Raw genomic sequence first — 17,045 nt, forward strand, 5'->3', positions numbered from 1 at the left:
CCAGATGCCCGAATCCGCCATGTCACCCCAGGACGCGCTTGTGGCCGTCATGGTCGCCTGCTCCGCCTCGGACCAGAACATGCGCACGGCCGAGCTGGTGGCGATCACCCGCATGGTCAACCACATGCCCGCCTTCGCCACCTACGACCCCGACCGCATCCGCCGCGTCAGCCGCGTGGTCTTCGACCTGTTCGAAGAGGAAGACGGCCTCGACGCCCTCTTCGGCCTGATCCGCGAGGCCCTGCCCGAACGCCTCTACGAGACCGCCTATGCGCTCGCCTGCGACGTGGTTACTGCGGACGGTCGCCACTCCCAGGTCGAGCTCCGCATGCTGGAAGAGGTCCGCGAGGAGCTGAAGATCGACCGGTTGCACGCCGCCGCCATCGAGTGGGGCGCGCGGGTGCGGCATATGGGGGTGTGAGGGGGCGTTTCTGCCATTGAAGAGTAAAGGCTTTAATCATGGGAATTGTGAAAGTCGACGTTTTCGACACAGTTTATGGACCAAAGCCAATTCGCCATCGCTTCGGAACGGAAAGAAGAGTGACGGTTGCCGACATTGTACGCGCAACAATCACTGTCGGGCGCGCAAATCGACTTGACCTGGTGCACTTTGGGATTTGGTCCAGAATTGAAATTCTTTGGAGATTCTTTTTGCTCCGAGCGAACATCAAGCGTGCGCACGTTGGCGGAACGCAAAGGTACGTTCCTAGCCAAGCGTTCAACGCACTAGATCCCTCCGAGAAGGGTGCTGTGACCTATTTTTTGGCCGGCGCCGCCGCCAAATTGGTGTCTGAGCGATTTGGAATCGAGTGGCTTCTCCACCATGATGTCTATAGCGAACCCATCACCCCTTATGGCACTCCGGGCTTGAACGTTTCACCAACCAATGGCATTCAAAGAAAGCCAGACTTTATTGGTGTAAGGTCTGATAAGCGTGTTGGAATTTTCGAGTCCAAAGGCCGAACTAGGACTATTGATCGAAAAGCCCAGGAGGAAGCGAAGTATCAGACCACAGTTGTTAAGTCCGTAAATGGTCATGCGCCAACATGGCGGATAGCTACTCTACTTGAGTTAAATGCCAACGGAGTAAGGACGCAGGTAATTGACCCTCCAGAAGTTGCAGACGATTCATTAGAAGTAGATTTTGAATTTAGGCGAGCTATCTTGGAGTATTACTGTGTCTTTCTGAGTCTATTTGATTCTGACATAGCAATGTCGAAAAGAGTAAGTGAAGACGGCTATTTGAAAACTTACTTACCTGAACTTGATATACAGCTTGGTATTGGAGAACGCATGTATGCGGCGTTGCGAGCACTTCGCGATACCGACAAAGCGCCAACCTTCGAACATATCCTATCCACACTCCGGGAGGCCAAGCCAAGGAGGGCCGTTACATTCCCTGGGCTGACCTCAATCGGGAGCGATGGGCTTTCCATTAAACTCGGAAGAATTTGGGACTTAGAGTAATCTCAAATCATTTAACAAACCCTTACCGTCCACACCCATTCCCCAGCAAAATCAACTCCTTACCCCCATCTGTCCACCGTGGACACCACACCGGAGTCCCTTGCGGCCCCCGCCCCACAGAAACCCCCTTCCCTTCCCCGATTTCCCCCGTATAGTCGCCCCCCATGACCAGGGGCCGACATATCCACTCCCTCGGGGCCGTCTCGCGGCCTCTCCTGCCCCGTGGTCTCCTCCTTCTTAGCCGCCTCTGAGCGTGCCCCCGGGCGCGACCGCTCAGAGGTGACCAGCGCCCCCCCCCGGCAAGCTAGGAAAAGGACCCCACCATGACCCAGGATAAAGTCGTCATCTTCGACACCACCCTCCGCGACGGCGAGCAGAGCCCCGGCGCGACCATGACCCATGAAGAGAAGCTGGAGATCGCCTCCCTCCTCGACGAGATGGGCGTCGACATCATCGAGGCCGGCTTCCCCATCGCCTCCGAAGGCGACTTCGCCGCCGTGACCGAGATCGCGAAGCGGTCGAAGAACTCCACCATCTGCGGCCTCGCCCGCGCGAACTTCAAGGACATCGACCGCTGCTGGGAGGCCGTGAAGCACGCCCCCAGCCCGAGGATCCACACCTTCATCGGCACCTCCCCCCTCCACCGCGCGATCCCGAATCTGGACATGGACCAGATGGCCGACCGGATCCACGAGACGGTGACCCACGCCCGCAACCTCTGCGACAACGTCCAGTGGTCCCCGATGGACGCGACGAGGACCGAGCCCGACTACCTCTGCCGCGTCGTGGAAATCGCGATCAAGGCCGGGGCGACGACGATCAACATCCCCGACACCGTCGGCTACACCTACCCGATGGAGAGCGCCAAGATCATCAGGATGCTCCTCGAACGCGTCCCCGGAGCCGACCAGATCATCTTCGCCACCCACTGCCACAATGACCTCGGCATGGCGACCGCCAACGCCCTCGCCGCCGTCGAAGCCGGGGCAAGACAGATCGAATGCACGATCAACGGCCTGGGTGAGAGGGCCGGGAACACGGCTCTCGAAGAGGTCGTGATGGCCATGCGGGTCCGTAACGACATCCTGCCGTTCCAGACGGGCATCGACACGACGAAAATCATGAACCTGAGCCGCCGCGTCTCCCAGGTCTCGGGCTTCCCGGTCCAGTTCAACAAGGCCATCGTCGGCAAGAACGCTTTCCTGCACGAATCCGGCATCCACCAGGACGGGGTCCTGAAGAACGTCCAGACCTTCGAGATCATGCGGCCGGAAGACATCGGCCTGACCCAGAAGAACATCGCGATGGGCAAGCACTCCGGGCGGGCCGCGCTGCGCGCCAAGCTGAAGGAGCTGGGCTTCGACCTCGCCGACAACCAGCTGAACGACGTCTTCGTCCGGTTCAAGGCGCTCGCCGACCGGAAGAAGGAAGTCTACGACGACGACCTGATTGCCCTCGTCAGCGATGAGCAGACCAACGATGCCTACGAATACCTTCAGTTGAAGAAGCTGCGGGTCGTCTGCGGGACCGAGGGGCCGCAAGAGGCGGACATGATCCTGACCATCGACGGGAAGGACCACCACATCGATGCGACCGGGGACGGGCCGGTCGATGCGGCGTTCAACTGCGTGAAGATGCTCTTCCCCCACAAGGCGCGGCTTGAGGTCTACCAGGTCCATGCGGTCACCGAGGGGACGGACGCGCAGGCCACGGTCAGCGTCCGGCTGCAGGAGGACGGGCGGATCGTGACCGGGTCCTCGGCGGATACCGATACGATCGTGGCCTCGACCCGGGCCTATATCAACGCCCTCAATCGCCTCATCGTCCGCCGCCAGAAGACGGCCCCGGGCGAGGATGTGAAGACCGTCTCTTACCACGGCGAGTGAAAACGGCCCGAAGTGTCCACGGTGGACATTTCGGGCAACCCCTTGACCCGAAACGACAATCCCGTGGACGTTAACCTTCTGGAAAGGTCCGCCCACTCCCCATCTGGAACATCAACCGCCCCGCACGGTTTTTCCCTTGCAGCAAAGGGAGAGGACCGATGCAGCACGGGGAAAAGATGCACATGGGCTGGGGCCGGTTCGCCGGGATGATCCTGCTGTCCACGGCCGTGATGTTCGTGCTGATGTACCAGCTCGTCTATTCCGCCGACCACGTCTTCTTCAGCCTGAACCGCCTTGTCGCCTCACTGGTTATGGCTTGCGTGATGACGCTGATCATGCTGGGCTTCATGTGGTCGATGTACCGCGGCCAGGGCGTGAAGATCGCCGTTCTGGTGCTTGCCCTGGTCATCGGCCTCGGGCTTCTTCTGACCAACCGCAGCCAGGCGCTGGTCAGCGACGTCACCTTCATGCAGGCGATGATCCCGCACCATTCCATCGCGGTGAACAACGCCAGCAAGGCCGCCCTCAGCGACCCACGTGTACGCGATCTGGCCGACAAAATCATCGAATCCCAGGTCCGCGAGATCGCGGAGATGGAGCTTCTGATCGACGACATCCGCCAGAACGGGGAACGGGGCGAGGCGAGCCTTCCCCCACGGCCCGCAATCCTGACGCCAGAGATGGTCGAGGAAGCCCGCCGGGTCCTGAACTAGGCGGCCTTCAGATAGTCCACGAAGGCCTGCAGCGGCGGCGACTGGTTCCGGCGGCTGGGGTAGTAGAGGTAGCAGCCCGGAAAGGGCGGCGTCCAATCCTCCAACAGGCGCACCAGGCGGCCTGCCGCGACATGATCCAGCACCTCGCTTTCGAAGAAATAACCGATCCCCACCCCCGCGAGGCAGGCCGCCATCCTGAGGCGCAGGTCCGAGCCGACGAGCCGCCCGGTGACCGGCACCCGGAACTCGACCCCGTCCTTGTCCAGTTCCCAGCGATAGGGCGTCCCGGTTGAGGGCGCGAGGTTCACCAGGCATTCGTGCGCCTCAAGGTCACGGGGATGCAGAGGGGGCGTTCGGCCCTCCAGGTAGGAGGGCGCCGCGGCCACCGCCATCCGCAGGGGGCCGCCGAAGGGCACGGCGATCATATCGCCTTCCAGCCGCTCGGCCAGGCGGATGCCGGCGTCGTAGCCCTGGGCCACGATGTCGACCAGCGCATCGCTCGCCTCGACCTGCACGGTCACGCGGGGATGCTGGGCCAGGAAGCCCGGCAATAGCTGGGCAAGCTGCGGAATGGCCACCCGCACCACGTTCAGCCGCAGGGGCCCGGAGACTTCGCCCGCCGCCGCAAAGGCCATGTCGACGACGCCGTCGAGGTCGTCCAGCACCGGCAGAAGCCGTTCCGCCAGCGCCTGCCCCGCCGGGCTGGGGGCCACGGACCTCGTCGTCCGGTTCAGAAGGCGCTGGCCCAGCCGATCCTCCAGCGCGCGGATGGTCTGCGACAGGGCCGAGGGCGACAGGCCCAGATGCACCGCCGCGCGGGTAAAACTCCCGTGCCGCACAACGGCGGCAAAGGCTCGCAGTTCCGCATAGTCGCTGCCGCGCATTACTAAGCCTTGCTGAAAAGCCCATTCGGATACTGTCGGATTATCACAGAAAGCCCGGCATGGCACAACGGGGCCTCAGCAAAGGAGGCTGTCATGTGGAAACAGTTGAAACATTGGTGGCAGGCCGAGGGCGATCTGGCGCAGATGCAGGGGCTGAGCGACCGGCTTCTTGCCGACATGGGGCTGGAGCGGGAGGGGCTGCGTCAGCGCGTTCTGGGGCGCGAGCCAAAGCCGACCGCCCAAGGCCTGCCCCGGCCTTCGGCGCATCTTGCCCGCAGCTAAAGCGGTCCGAACCTGGCGCTGATGGCGGCAGCGTGCGCGTTCAGGGCGGGCACCTTCTTCCAGTCCGCCAGCAGATCCGCCCAGCGCAAGGCCACGAAGGTAACGGCGTCTCCCCTCACCGCCAGGGAAAAGTCGGCAATCTCTGCCTCGTGCCTGGCGATGGCCTCCGGCGAGAGCGCCTTGCCGTTCGCCCATGCTGCCGGGGCTGCGTGCAGGTAGACCAGAACGGCACCGAGGCCCCGTTTGACCGACTGCGTGCGCAGGGCATAGGCGTGCTTCACCAGCTGGACCGCGTCGAGGCAGCGATAGCTTTGACGACCCGTCGCCAGGGCCTGCCGCATCGCCGTGTAGCGCGCCATCCCTGCGCCCCAGTCCCGGCTGTCGAACGCCTCCGAGAAGCTGTTCGCCTTGCCGGGGCGAAACGGCTCGTACCGTTTGCTTTCCACCCCCACCAGGGTGGTCGCGGTGGTGATCACGGCATCCAGCCAGGGGTGACGCCCGCCTGTCCAGGGAAACCGCAGCTCGGCCTCGATCTCGACCGACTGGGGCAGACCCATCGGTACGCCGGGCAAGGGCAGCAGCGACCGCGGCCGGTCGAGGAACCAGCCGAAGGCGTTCGCCACCAGCGCGGCCGAGGATTCGGGGCTGTCAAACTTGCCCGAGGCCAGTTCGTTGCCGGGGGACCGGCGCAGGGCGGCCAGGACGAGTTCGTCAGGAACGCCGGGAAGGAAGAGGGGATCGCTCATCCCTTCATGTCTTGCAGCACATTGCCGCCGTCCACAACCAGCATCGCCCCGGTGACATAGCTCGCCGCGTCCGAGGACAGGAACAGGGCGCAGGCGGCGACCTCATCCGGTGTGCCAGACCGGCCCAAGGGCGTGGCGAGGCCGGCCCGCGCCTCTTCCGGCGTCTGGCTTTCGGTGGCGATCCAGCCGGGCAGGACGGCGTTGCAGGTGATGCCCTGCGCGCCGTACTCCAGCGCGATGGACCGGGTGAGGCCCGCGACGGCGGCCTTGGCGGTGGAATAGCCCGCGACGCCGGGGAAGGTGACCATCGGACCGGTGACCGATGCGATGTTGACGATCCGGCCGAAGCCGCGCGCCGCCATGCCGGGCAGCACCGCGCGGCAGCAGTGGAAGGTGGTGTTCAGGTTCAGCGCCAGGTGGTGCGCCCAGGCGGCGTCGTCGATCTCGGCCAGCCGCCCGTCCTCGACCGCCTTGCCGGTCTGCACCATGCCTGCGTTGTTCACCAGGATCTCCACCGGGCCCAGCCGGTCCTCGACGCGGGCGACAAGGCGGGCGACCTGGGCGGGGTCGGTGAGGTCGGCGATCTCGGCCATGCAGCCGAGCTCGGCCGCACGCTGATGGATCCGCGCCGAGGTGGCGGTGATGGCGACACGCGCGCCAGAGGCCAGCAGCGCGCGGGCCGTGGCAAAGCCGATTCCCCCCGGCGACCCCGCGCCCGTCACCAGTGCAACGCGTCCCGAACCTGTCATGGTCTGATCCTGTTTCCGGTGCAGACAGGGTGGCATATCGGAAAAGTGCAAGGAAGCGCGAAATCAAGTCGCCCAAGCCTCCCAAAAGGCCTGATTTCTGCAAGCACGCGGAAGTGCGCGGATTGCCCCCCGGCGGGGCTTTCGCTTGTGCGTCCCATGCCCCTATAAGAAGGCGCCCCGTCGGAGACCCCGAGTCGGGGCGTCTGTTATTTCTGAAGGACCACCCATGGCTGTCTTCCCAAGCCTGTTTTCGTCGGACATGGCGATCGACCTCGGGACCGCGAACACGCTGGTCTACATCCGCGGAAAGGGCATCGTGCTGAACGAGCCCTCGGTGGTGGCCTATCACAACAAGGACGGCAAGAAACAGGTCCTCGCCGTGGGTGAGGATGCCAAGCTGATGCTGGGCCGGACGCCGGGCACCATCGAGGCGATCCGACCGATGCGCGACGGGGTCATTGCCGACTTCGAGGCGGCGGAAGAGATGATCAAGCATTTCATCCGCAAGGTGCACAAGCGGTCCACGATCTCGAAACCCAAGATCATCGTCTGCGTGCCGCATGGCGCGACTCCGGTCGAAAAGCGGGCGATCCGGCAGTCGGTGCTGTCGGCCGGTGCCAAGCGCGCGGGCCTGATCGCCGAGCCCATCGCGGCGGCCATCGGGGCCGGGATGCCAATCACCGAACCGACCGGCAACATGGTCGTCGACATCGGCGGCGGGACCACCGAGGTCGCGGTCCTGTCCCTGGGCGACATCGTCTATGCCCGGTCCGTCCGCGTCGGCGGGGACCGGATGGACGAAGCCATCGTCTCCTACCTCCGACGTCACCAGAACCTGCTGATCGGGGAATCGACGGCCGAGCGGATCAAGACCTCCATCGGCACGGCGCGGATGCCCGACGACGGGCGGGGGTCCTCGATGACCATCCGGGGCCGTGACTTGCTGAACGGGGTGCCGAAGGAGACGGAGATCAACCAGGCCCAGGTCGCGGAAGCCCTGGCCGAACCCGTGCAGCAGATCTGCGACGCGGTGATGCAGGCGCTGGAAGCCACTCCGCCCGACCTCGCCGCCGACATCGTCGACCGCGGCGTCATGCTGACCGGGGGCGGGGCGCTTCTGGGCGAGCTGGACCTTTCCTTGCGCGAACAGACCGGGCTTTCGATCAGCGTGGCCAACGAGTCACTGAATTGTGTTGCCCTTGGGACCGGGAAGGCGCTGGAATACGAGAAGCAGCTTCGGCATGTGATCGACTACGATACCTGATCCGACCCGCATCCGGCGGCGAAGGAAGTCTGAACCGTGGCCAAGAACCGCACCGCCCCCGAGGACTACTCGCGCCCGCTGCGCAGGCTGCTGGTCTGGATCGCTGTGCTGCTTCTGCTGGTGATCTTCCTGGTCTGGCGCATCGACAGCCCCCGGGTGGAACGCTTCCGCGCGGCGCTGATCGACGCGGTGGTGCCGAGCTTTGACTGGGCGATGGCGCCCGTGACGATGGTCGCGGGGATGATCGACGATTTCCAAAGCTATACCCGCATCTACGAGCAGAACCAGGAGCTGAAGCGCGAGCTTCAGCAGATGAAGGCCTGGAAAGAGGCCGCGCTCCAGCTGGAACAGAAGAACGCGCGGCTTCTGGACCTGAACAACGTCCGCCTTGACCCGAAGCTGACCCATGTGACCGGCGTCGTCATGGCGGACAGCGGCAGCCCCTTCCGGCAGTCCGTCCTCCTGAACGTCGGCGCGCGCGACGGCATCCGCGACGGCTGGGCGACGATGGACGGGATCGGCCTGGTGGGCCGCATCTCGGGCGTGGGCGAACGCACCGCGCGCGTGATCCTGGTCACCGATTCCAACAGCCGGATCCCGGTGACGATCCAACCCTCGGGTCAGAAGGCGCTGCTCAGCGGCGACAACTCGCCCCTGCCGCCCTTGGAGTTCATCGAGGACACCGACGAGGTGCGCCCCGGGGACCGCGTGGTGACCTCGGGCGACGGCACGGTCTTCCCGGCGGGGCTTCTGGTGGGCCAGGTGGCCCTTGGCACCGACAAGCGGCTGCGCGTGGTTCTGGCCGCGGATTACCAGCGGCTGGAGTTCCTGCGCGTCCTGCGCAGCCACGAGCTGGAGCCGATCACCGATCCCGGCAGCCTGGTCGCCCCGCCCGCCACCCAGCCGCAGCCCGACACTTCGGCCGGGGCCGCCGAAGCCGCCGCCGGGGCGCCCCCGGTCCCGACCGAAGGCGGCGATGTCGAAGCTGCCGGGTCCGGCGCCGCCGAGGGCCCCGCCCCGGAGGCCGCCGATGGTTGAGTTCTGGCGTCAGGAACAGTGGATCTTCCGCGGGCTCTTCCTGGCCATCGCGCTTGTCCTTCTGTTCATCCGGCTTCTGCCCCTGGGCAACGCGCCCGGCGCGCTTCCCGGCCCCGACCTTCTGGTCTGCGTCATCATGGCCTGGATCGTGCGGCGGCCGGATTTCCTGCCGATGCCGCTGATCCTGGTCATCATCCTGGCCGAGGACCTGATCCTCTTGCGGCCCCCGGGGCTCTGGACCGCCATCGTGATCATCGCCACCGAATTCCTGCGCGGGCGCATCGCGCTCACACGAGAGTTAAGTTTCGTGGTGGAATGGCTGCTTGTCTCGGGCGTCATGCTGGGCATGATGCTGGTCTATCGCCTGGTCCTCGGGGTCGCCTTCGTGCCGCAGGCCCCTTTCGGCTTTGCCATCGTGCAGGTCCTGTGGTCCATCGCGGTCTATCCGGTGGTCGTGGGCCTGTCGCGCCTGGCCCTTGACCTGCGCAAGCCCGCCACCGGCGAGGTCGACAATTTCGGGAGACGGCTGTGAGACGCACCGCCCGCGACACCGAGGAGAGCAACCGCACGCTCAACCGCCGCACGCTGATGCTGGGCGGGGCGATGTCGGCGATGGTCGCCGTGCTTGGCGTCCGCATGCGCTATCTCCAGGTCGACCAGGCCGATGAGTTCAAGCTTCTGGCCGAAGAAAACCGGATCAACATCCGCCTCATCCCGCCCGTCCGGGGCCTGATCCAGGACCGCAACGGCAAGATCATCGCCGGGAACGAGCAGAACTACCGCGTCGTCATCACTCGGGAAGCCGCCGGCGATGTCGAACTGGTGCTGCGCCGGCTGGCCAGCATCATCCCGATGACCGCCGAAGAATTGCAGCAGACCATCGAAGAGGTGAACTCGCTCTCGGCCTTCGTTCCCGTCACGGTGGCCGAGCGCCTGTCATGGGACGACTTTTCCAAGGTCGCGGTGAACGCCCCGGCGCTGCCCGGCGTGGTGCCCGAGGTCGGCCAGTCCCGCCGCTATCCGCTCGATTACGACTTCGCCCATGTCGTGGGCTATGTCGGCCCCGTCAGCGACAAGGACCTGGCCGAACTCGAGACGCCCGACCCGCTTCTGAAGATCCCCAAGTTCCAGATCGGCAAGATCGGCGTCGAGAAATGGATGGAGGACACCCTGCGTGGCCAGGCGGGGACCAAGCGGATCGAGGTCAACTCGGCCGGCCGCGTCATGCGCGAGCTGGAGCGTCAGGATGGCGACCCCGGCACCGACATCCGCCTGACCATCGACGCCGACCTGCAGAACTTCGCCCAGGTCCGTCTTGGCACCGAAAGCGCGGCCGTCGTGGTGATGGACGTGACGAACGGCGACATCCTCTGCATCGCCTCGGCCCCGTCGTTCGATCCGAACCTCTTCGTCCGGGGAATCAGCCACACCGACTACAAGGCCCTGACCGAGAACGACCACCGGCCGCTTGCCAACAAGACCGTCTCGGGTGCCTATCCGCCCGGGTCGACCTTCAAGATGGTCACCGCCCTTGCCGCGCTCGAGGCCGGGGTTACCACGCCCGACACCAAGGTCTACTGCCCCGGCCACATTGAATTCGGCGGCCGGCGCTTCCACTGCTGGAAGCGGTCGGGCCACGGCACGGTGCGGCTGGAGCAGAGCCTGTCGGAAAGCTGCGACGTCTACTATTACGACATCGCCCAGAAGGTCGGCATCGACAAGATCGCCGAGATGGGCCGCAAGCTTGGCCTTGGCCAGCGCTTCGACATCCCGATGTCGGCGATCACCGAGGGCATCATGCCCGACAAGCAATGGAAGCTGGAGCGCCACAAGCAGGACTGGCGGATCGGCGACACGATCAACGCCTCGATCGGTCAGGGCTATGTCCTGACCTCTCCGCTGCAGCTTGCGGTGATGACCGCCCGCATCGCAAGCGGACGGGCCGTCGCGCCGCGCCTTGTCCGGATGATCCGCGACCAGGAGCTTCCCACGGCCGAGGCACCGCCGCTGGACATCCCGCCCGAATACCTCGCGGCCGTGCGCAAGGGCATGTACGAGGTGGTGAACGGCGATCACGGCACGGCGAAATCCAGCCGGATCGTCGATCCGACCATGGCTTTCGCGGGCAAGACCGGCACCAGCCAGGTCCGCAACATCACCGCGGCAGAACGGGCGGCAGGGGTGATCGCGAACGAGGACCTGCCCTGGAACCGGCGCGACCACGCGCTGTTCGTGGGCTATGCGCCCTATGAGGCGCCGCGCTATGCCATCTCGGTGGTGGTTGAGCATGGCGGCGGCGGCTCCACGGCGGCCGCGCCCATCGCCCGCGACGTGATCCTGCGCGCGCTTTCGGGCGGCCTGCCGCCCCTCGAGGCCTATCCTTCCAGCCAGCGCGGCCGCATCGAGACCATGCTGAAGGAGCTGCCGCTGCGCGACCCCGTCACCGGGCAGCCGCCCGTGAAGACCGAAACCTGAAGGGCGCGGGCGATGAGTTTCCTTGAATACCGCGTCAAGTTCGCGCCCACCGGGATCCGCAAGATCCTCTACATGAACTGGCCGCTCGTCGTGCTGATCATCGCGGTGGCCTCGGTCGGCTTCCTGATGCTCTACTCCATCGCGGGCGGGAACCTCGAGACCTGGGCCCGGCCGCAGATGGAACGCTTCGCCGTGGGCCTGATCCTCATGTTCATCGTGGCGATGATCCCGATCTGGTTCTGGCGGTCCATGGCCGGAGTGGCCTATTTCGTGGCCTTCGTGCTTCTTCTGATCGTGGAGTTCTTCGGAGCCGTCGGCATGGGCGCGCAGCGCTGGATCGACCTCGGGTTCATCCGCCTGCAGCCGTCCGAGATGATGAAGTTCACGCTCGTGATGCTGCTGGCCGCCTATTACGACTGGCTCGACCCCAAGCGCGTCTCGCGGCCCCTTTACGTGCTGATCCCGGTGCTGATCATCGTCGCGCCCACCGTGCTGGTCCTGATGCAGCCGAACCTCGGCACCTCGCTGATGCTGCTTCTTGCCGGGGCCACGGTGATGTTCGTCGCGGGCGTCTCGCTGTGGTACTTCGGCGCCGTCCTGGCGTTGGGGGTCAGCGCCATCGTCGGCGTCTTCACCCTGCGCGGCACGCCATGGCAGTTCCTGCACGACTACCAGTACAAACGGATCGACACCTTCCTCGACCCCTCGGCCGACCCGCTGGGCGCGGGCTACAACATCATCCAGGCGAAGATCGCCCTGGGGTCGGGCGGGTGGAGCGGCAAGGGCTTCATGCAAGGCACGCAGAGCCGGCTGAACTTCCTGCCCGAAAAGCACACCGACTTCATCTTCACCACCTTGGCCGAGGAGTTCGGCTTCGTCGGCGCCTTCTCGCTTCTGGCGCTTTACGCGCTGATCATCGGCTTCTGCCTGGTCGCCGCCTGGCAGAACCGCGACCGCTTCTCCTCGCTTCTGATCATCGGGGTGGCCGCGAACTTCTTCTTCTACATCGCGGTGAACCTGTCGATGGTGATGGGCATGGCCCCGGTCGTCGGCGTGCCGCTGCCGCTTCTCAGCTACGGGGGGTCCGCGATGATGGTGCTCCTGGTGGGCTTCGGGCTGGTGCAAAGCGCCCATGTCCACAGGCCCCGCTAGGTGCGCTTCGCCCCGCGGCATGGCCGGTTCCTGATCGCCTTTGCCCTGGGCCTCGGGGCCGGACTCGCGGCCTGGCTTCTGTCCGTGACGCCGGTCTTCGCGCTTCTGGTCGCGGTCGATGCCTTCTTCCTGATCTACCTCGTGCTGACCGCGCGCATCCTCGGCTCGACCTCCGCCGGGGACCTGCGTCGCCATGCCGCCGAGGACGACGAGGGCGTGGCCCTGATCCTGGGCCTTGCGCTGGTCGCGGTCGTCGTCAGCATCACGGCGATCTTCCTGGTGGTGAACGCCGAGGCGAACACCTGGGCCGCCCGCCTTGCCGCGCTGGCAAGCCTGCCGCTCGGCTGGGCGACGATCCATGTGCTGGCCGGGTTCCACTATGCCCACCTGCATTACAAGGGCCCCGCGCCGGGCTTCCGGTTCCCCGGCAAGGATGACCCGGACGCCTGGGATTTCCTTTATGCCAGCTTCACCATCGGGATGACCGCCCAGGTCTCGGACATCGAGGTCACCACGCGCGAGATGCGCCGGGCGGTGCTGGTGCATGGCGTGGCAAGCTTCTTCTACAACACCGGGATCCTGGCCCTTGCCGTGAACGCCGCCGTGACGGCCGGGCAGTAGCCGATTTCTTCGAAGAAATCGGACCGGAGCCTTCGAAGGCTCCGATCCGGAATTTTTGAAAATTCCGGTCGCGGTGCGGTCCCGCGCGCGATGGATCGTGCTTGACAAACCCTGAACGTCCACGCCCAACCTGTTGAAATCCCTCGCCCCGAAATCCCGTCCACGCGTGGACACCCCGAAAGCCCCACCCATGCCGATCGTCCTCTTCGCCGCGCCCTCGCTTTGGACCGAATATGAACCCCACCTCCCCGCCGCCCTGGCCGAGGCCGGGATCGACGCCACCCTCGTCACCGAGGCCGACCCGGCCACGGTCGACTACATCATCTACGCCCCCGCCTCGCCCCTGCAGGATTTCACGCCCTACACGCGGACAAAGGCAGTCCTGAACCTCTGGGCCGGGGTAGAACGCATCGTGGGCAACCCCACCCTCACCCAACCGCTCTGCCGGATGGTCGACCCCGGCCTGACGGAAGGGATGGTGGAATGGGTCGTGGGCCACACCCTGCGCCACCACCTCGGCATGGACCGCCACATCGTGAACCCCTCCCGCACCTGGGACCCGACCTGCCCGCCCTTGGCGCGCGAACGCCCGGTGACGATCCTCGGCATGGGCGCCCTCGGCTCCGCCTGCGCGACGGCGCTCCTCGCCCTCAACTTCCCCGTCACCGGCTGGAGCCGGACCGAGAAGCCCGGGCAACTGCACGGCGAGCACGGCCTCCGCGCGGCCTTGTCCACGGCTCAGATCCTCGTCACCCTGCTGCCCAAGACGCCGGAGACCGAGAACCTCCTGAACGCGGACCGCCTTGCACTTTTGCCGAAGGGCGCGGTGATCCTGAACCCCGGCCGCGGCGCGCTGATCGACGATGACGCGCTTCTTTCTGCCCTGGACGCGGGCCAGATCGGCCACGCCACGCTGGACGTTTTCCGGGTGGAGCCGCTGCCCGGCGATCACCCCTACTGGACTCACCCCCGCGTGACAGTCACCCCCCACATCGCCGCCGACACCCGCGCCGTCACATCCTCTCGCGTGATCGCCGAGAACATCCGGCGCGGCGAGGCCGGTGAGCCCTTCCTCCACCTCGTCGACCGCGCGCGGGGCTACTGACCAGCCCTTGCCGAAAGTCCCTCTTCGCGGGACCTCGCGATGAGCGAAGGGACGCGAAGAGCCCTCGCTGCGCGCAACAGGTCGGGAACGGAACAGCCGGAACCCGCGCCCCGTGTCAGCACTACCGCAAACGAGGTGCGGAATGCGATACGGGCAGGGTGTGGCGCTGGTTCTGGTGGCGGGGACGCTCTGGTCGCTGATGGGCCTTTGCCTGCGCCAGATCGAGGCCGCATCCGTCTGGCAGATCCTGTTCTGGCGGTCGGTGGGCATGGTCCCCGTCCTGTTCGCCTTCATCTGGTGGACCTCCGGCAGGAGGCCGCTTGACCAGATCCGCAAGGTGGGCGTGGCCGGGACCATCGGCGGCCTCGGCCTCGTCTTCGCCTTCTCGGGCGCGATCTACGCGATCCAGACCACCACCATCGCCAACGCGGTCTTCCTCTTCACCGCCTCGCCCTTCGTGGCCGCGATCCTGGGTTGGATCATCCTGGGCGAGCGGGTGAAGCCCTGGACCTGGGCCGCGATCGGCCTTGCCGTCTTCGGCATGTACCTGATGGTGCGCGAGGGGCTGGCGATGGGCGCCCTGGCCGGGAACCTTGCCGCGCTGATGTCCGCCGCCGGTTTCGGTGCCTTCTCGGTCTGCCTGCGCTGGGGCAAGGTTGGGGAGATGCTGCCGGTCTCGATGCTGGGCGGGGTCTTCTCGATGATCGTCGCCGCGCTGGTCCTGTGGTCGCAAGACCAGTCGGTCCTCGCCTCGGGCCATGACATCGCCATCGCCTCGGGCATGGGTGCGGCGATCCTTGCCCTGGGGATGGTGGCCTACACGCTGGGGTCGAGGGTGATCCCTGCCGCCGAACTGACCCTCCTGTCGCTGATCGAGGTCCTTCTCGCCCCGATCTGGGTCTTCGTCTTCCTGGGCGAGACGGCCAGCACGGCCACCTTCGTAGGCGGTGGCGTGCTTCTGGCCGCCGTGACGCTGAATGCGGTGATGGGGGCAAGGGCGCCCCGGCAGGAAGGGGTTGCGAAAACGCCCCGACCTGTGAATGATTGATCAAATTCGCGGGCCAACCGCGAGACCCGGGGAGAGTGATCAGATGCGGTCCGAGCCGCAGGATACCGAAGGCGGCCCCTGCTGGCCCCGAAAGCCTGAATTCGGCGGAGCGTCGGGGGTTCATCCCCATCGCGTCCGGGGCTTAGGCCCCTTCCCCCCACCGACATTTCAGGAAAGAGGCACGACATGCCCGGTAATCTGACCCTTGAGGAATTGAAGAAGGCCGTGAAGGCCGGAGAAATCGACACCGTGATCGCGGCCGGCATCGACATGCAGGGCCGCCTGATGGGCAAGCGCTTCCACGCGCAGTTCTTCGTGGACGGCGGCTGGGAAGAGACCCATTGCTGCAACTACCTTCTCACCGTGGACATGGAGATGAACACGGTCCAGGGCTACAAGTCCTCCAGCTGGGAGACGGGCTATGGCGACTACACGCTGAAGCCGGACCTTCGGACCCTGCGGCGGGTGCCGTGGCTCCCCGGCACCGCGCTGGTCCTGGGCGACACGCAGGACCATGCGACCCACGCCGACGTCCCCCACGCGCCCCGCTCGATCCTGAAGAAACAGGTTGAACGCGCCCGGGCGATGGGCTTCGAGCCGATGATGGCGACGGAGCTCGAGTTCTACCTCTTCGAGAACTCCTACGAGAACCTGCGCGACGGGGGGTTGAACGCCCTGCGGACCGTGGGCGGCTACAACGAGGATTACCACATCTTCCAGACCACCAAGGAAGAGGACGTGATGCGCGCCGTCCGCAACGGGCTTTATGGCGCGGGGATCCCGGTGGAGAACTCCAAGGGCGAGGCCGAGGCGGGGCAGGAGGAGATCAACTATCGCTACTCCGACGCCCTCGATACGGCCGACAACCACGTCATCATCAAGAACGCGATCAAGGAAATTGCCTGGTCCAAGGGCAAGTCGGTGACCTTCATGGCCAAGTACGACCACCGCCGTGCGGGGTCGTCCAGCCATATCCACCAGAGCCTGTGGTCGCTGGACGGGAAGGCCTCCTTCGCCGACCACCACGACCAGCACGGCATGTCCGACCTGATGAAGCACTACCTCGCCGGCCAGCTGCACCACGCCCGCGACATCACGGCGTTCCTGGCGCCTTACGTGAACAGCTACAAGCGCTTCACCATCGGCATGTTCGCCCCCACCAAGGCGGTCTGGAGTGCCGACAACCGCACCGCGGGCTTCCGCGTTTGCGGCGTGCACACCAAGGCTGTGCGGGTGGAATGCCGAATCCCCGGGTCCGACGTGAACCCCTACCTTGCCTGCGCGGCGCTTCTGGCGGCGGGGCTGGACGGAATCGAGAAGAAGATGGCGCTCGAGCCCGAGATGAAGGGGGACATGTACAACACCAAGGGCATCCGCGAGATACCGCATACCCTGCGCGAGGCGGCGGATCTGCTGAACAAGTCCCAGATGCTGCGCGAGGCCTTCGGGGATGACGTGATCGACCACTACCACCACGCCGCCCAGTGGGAGATTTCCGAGACCGACCGCGTCGTCACGGATTTCGAACGCGAGCGGCTCTTGGAACGCGCCTGATTGTAGGGTGGGGCGGAAATTGGGCCCCCCCCCCCCCCAAATGGTGGGCCCGGATGGGCCC

The 17,045-nt window shown here is 65.6% G+C and carries 17 protein-coding genes; 14 read left to right on the forward strand and 3 right to left on the reverse strand.

Annotated elements, in window-relative coordinates; all coding sequences use genetic code 11:
• Positions 1–4: 4 nt before the first annotated feature.
• The 4 genes from ACE3Q6_RS18460 (at position 5) to ACE3Q6_RS18475 (ending at position 4,066) form a co-directional block, all read left to right on the forward strand.
• Positions 5–421 (forward strand): tellurite resistance TerB family protein, encoded by a 417-nt coding sequence (locus ACE3Q6_RS18460; protein WP_374435667.1) that lies wholly within the window; start codon positions 5–7, stop codon positions 419–421.
• Between the two features lie 119 nt (positions 422–540).
• Positions 541–1,467 (forward strand): hypothetical protein, encoded by a 927-nt coding sequence (locus tag ACE3Q6_RS18465; RefSeq protein ID WP_374435670.1) that lies wholly within the window; start codon positions 541–543, stop codon positions 1,465–1,467.
• Positions 1,468–1,790: 323 nt separating this feature from the next.
• Complete coding sequence (locus ACE3Q6_RS18470; protein ID WP_374435672.1) at positions 1,791–3,353, forward strand: 2-isopropylmalate synthase; 1,563 nt, start codon at positions 1,791–1,793, stop codon at positions 3,351–3,353.
• Between the two features lie 158 nt (positions 3,354–3,511).
• Entirely contained in the window at positions 3,512–4,066 is a 555-nt protein-coding gene (locus ACE3Q6_RS18475; protein ID WP_374435674.1) for a DUF305 domain-containing protein, read from the forward strand.
• Here the strand turns inward: ACE3Q6_RS18475 and ACE3Q6_RS18480 are convergent.
• The gene (locus ACE3Q6_RS18480; protein WP_374435677.1) at positions 4,063–4,950 is read right to left on the reverse strand and encodes a LysR family transcriptional regulator; all 888 of its coding nucleotides are present in this window, start codon (positions 4,948–4,950) and stop codon (positions 4,063–4,065) included. The genes ACE3Q6_RS18475 and ACE3Q6_RS18480 overlap by 4 nt on opposite strands.
• Before the next feature lie 93 nt (positions 4,951–5,043).
• Here ACE3Q6_RS18480 and ACE3Q6_RS18485 point away from each other — a divergent pair, with 93 nt between their 5' ends.
• Positions 5,044–5,232 (forward strand): DUF1127 domain-containing protein, encoded by a 189-nt coding sequence (locus tag ACE3Q6_RS18485; protein ID WP_374435680.1) that lies wholly within the window; start codon positions 5,044–5,046, stop codon positions 5,230–5,232.
• Here the strand turns inward: ACE3Q6_RS18485 and ACE3Q6_RS18490 are convergent.
• Positions 5,229–5,978: a hypothetical protein gene (locus ACE3Q6_RS18490; RefSeq protein ID WP_374435682.1), complete on the reverse strand. Its 750-nt coding sequence runs from the start codon at positions 5,976–5,978 to the stop codon at positions 5,229–5,231. The genes ACE3Q6_RS18485 and ACE3Q6_RS18490 overlap by 4 nt on opposite strands.
• On the reverse strand, positions 5,975–6,727 hold the full coding sequence (locus ACE3Q6_RS18495) for an SDR family NAD(P)-dependent oxidoreductase (protein ID WP_374435684.1): 753 nt from the start codon (positions 6,725–6,727) through the stop codon (positions 5,975–5,977). The genes ACE3Q6_RS18490 and ACE3Q6_RS18495 overlap by 4 nt, the downstream gene beginning before the upstream one ends.
• A 226-nt stretch (positions 6,728–6,953) precedes the next feature.
• On the opposite strand from ACE3Q6_RS18495, the gene ACE3Q6_RS18500 reads away from it, so the two are divergent.
• The 9 genes from ACE3Q6_RS18500 (at position 6,954) to ACE3Q6_RS18540 (ending at position 16,984) form a co-directional block, all read left to right on the forward strand.
• Positions 6,954–7,991, forward strand: a complete 1,038-nt coding sequence (locus ACE3Q6_RS18500; RefSeq protein WP_374435687.1) for a rod shape-determining protein — start codon at positions 6,954–6,956, stop codon at positions 7,989–7,991.
• A gap of 36 nt (positions 7,992–8,027) precedes the next feature.
• Positions 8,028–9,029: a rod shape-determining protein MreC gene (gene mreC, locus ACE3Q6_RS18505; protein WP_374435689.1), complete on the forward strand. Its 1,002-nt coding sequence runs from the start codon at positions 8,028–8,030 to the stop codon at positions 9,027–9,029.
• A complete protein-coding gene (locus ACE3Q6_RS18510) occupies positions 9,022–9,561 on the forward strand; it encodes a rod shape-determining protein MreD (protein ID WP_374435691.1) in 540 nt (179 codons plus the stop codon). Before mreC ends, ACE3Q6_RS18510 begins: the two co-directional genes overlap by 8 nt.
• A complete protein-coding gene (gene mrdA, locus ACE3Q6_RS18515; RefSeq protein WP_374435693.1) occupies positions 9,558–11,504 on the forward strand; it encodes a penicillin-binding protein 2 in 1,947 nt (648 codons plus the stop codon). The genes ACE3Q6_RS18510 and mrdA overlap by 4 nt, the downstream gene beginning before the upstream one ends.
• A 12-nt stretch (positions 11,505–11,516) precedes the next feature.
• Complete coding sequence (rodA, locus tag ACE3Q6_RS18520) at positions 11,517–12,656, forward strand: rod shape-determining protein RodA (protein ID WP_374435696.1); 1,140 nt, start codon at positions 11,517–11,519, stop codon at positions 12,654–12,656.
• Positions 12,657–13,277: a DUF1345 domain-containing protein gene (locus ACE3Q6_RS18525; protein WP_374435698.1), complete on the forward strand. Its 621-nt coding sequence runs from the start codon at positions 12,657–12,659 to the stop codon at positions 13,275–13,277.
• Positions 13,278–13,467: 190 nt separating this feature from the next.
• Positions 13,468–14,382, forward strand: coding sequence for a 2-hydroxyacid dehydrogenase (locus ACE3Q6_RS18530; RefSeq protein WP_374435710.1), 915 nt, complete (start codon positions 13,468–13,470; stop codon positions 14,380–14,382).
• A gap of 142 nt (positions 14,383–14,524) precedes the next feature.
• A complete protein-coding gene (locus tag ACE3Q6_RS18535) occupies positions 14,525–15,430 on the forward strand; it encodes a DMT family transporter (RefSeq protein WP_374435700.1) in 906 nt (301 codons plus the stop codon).
• A gap of 186 nt (positions 15,431–15,616) precedes the next feature.
• Complete coding sequence (locus ACE3Q6_RS18540; RefSeq protein WP_374435702.1) at positions 15,617–16,984, forward strand: glutamine synthetase family protein; 1,368 nt, start codon at positions 15,617–15,619, stop codon at positions 16,982–16,984.
• The last annotated feature ends 61 nt before the right edge of the window (positions 16,985–17,045 follow it).

Source organism: Tabrizicola sp. (assembly GCF_041913445.1).
In the GTDB taxonomy this organism is placed as follows: Bacteria; Pseudomonadota; Alphaproteobacteria; order Rhodobacterales; family Rhodobacteraceae; genus Tabrizicola.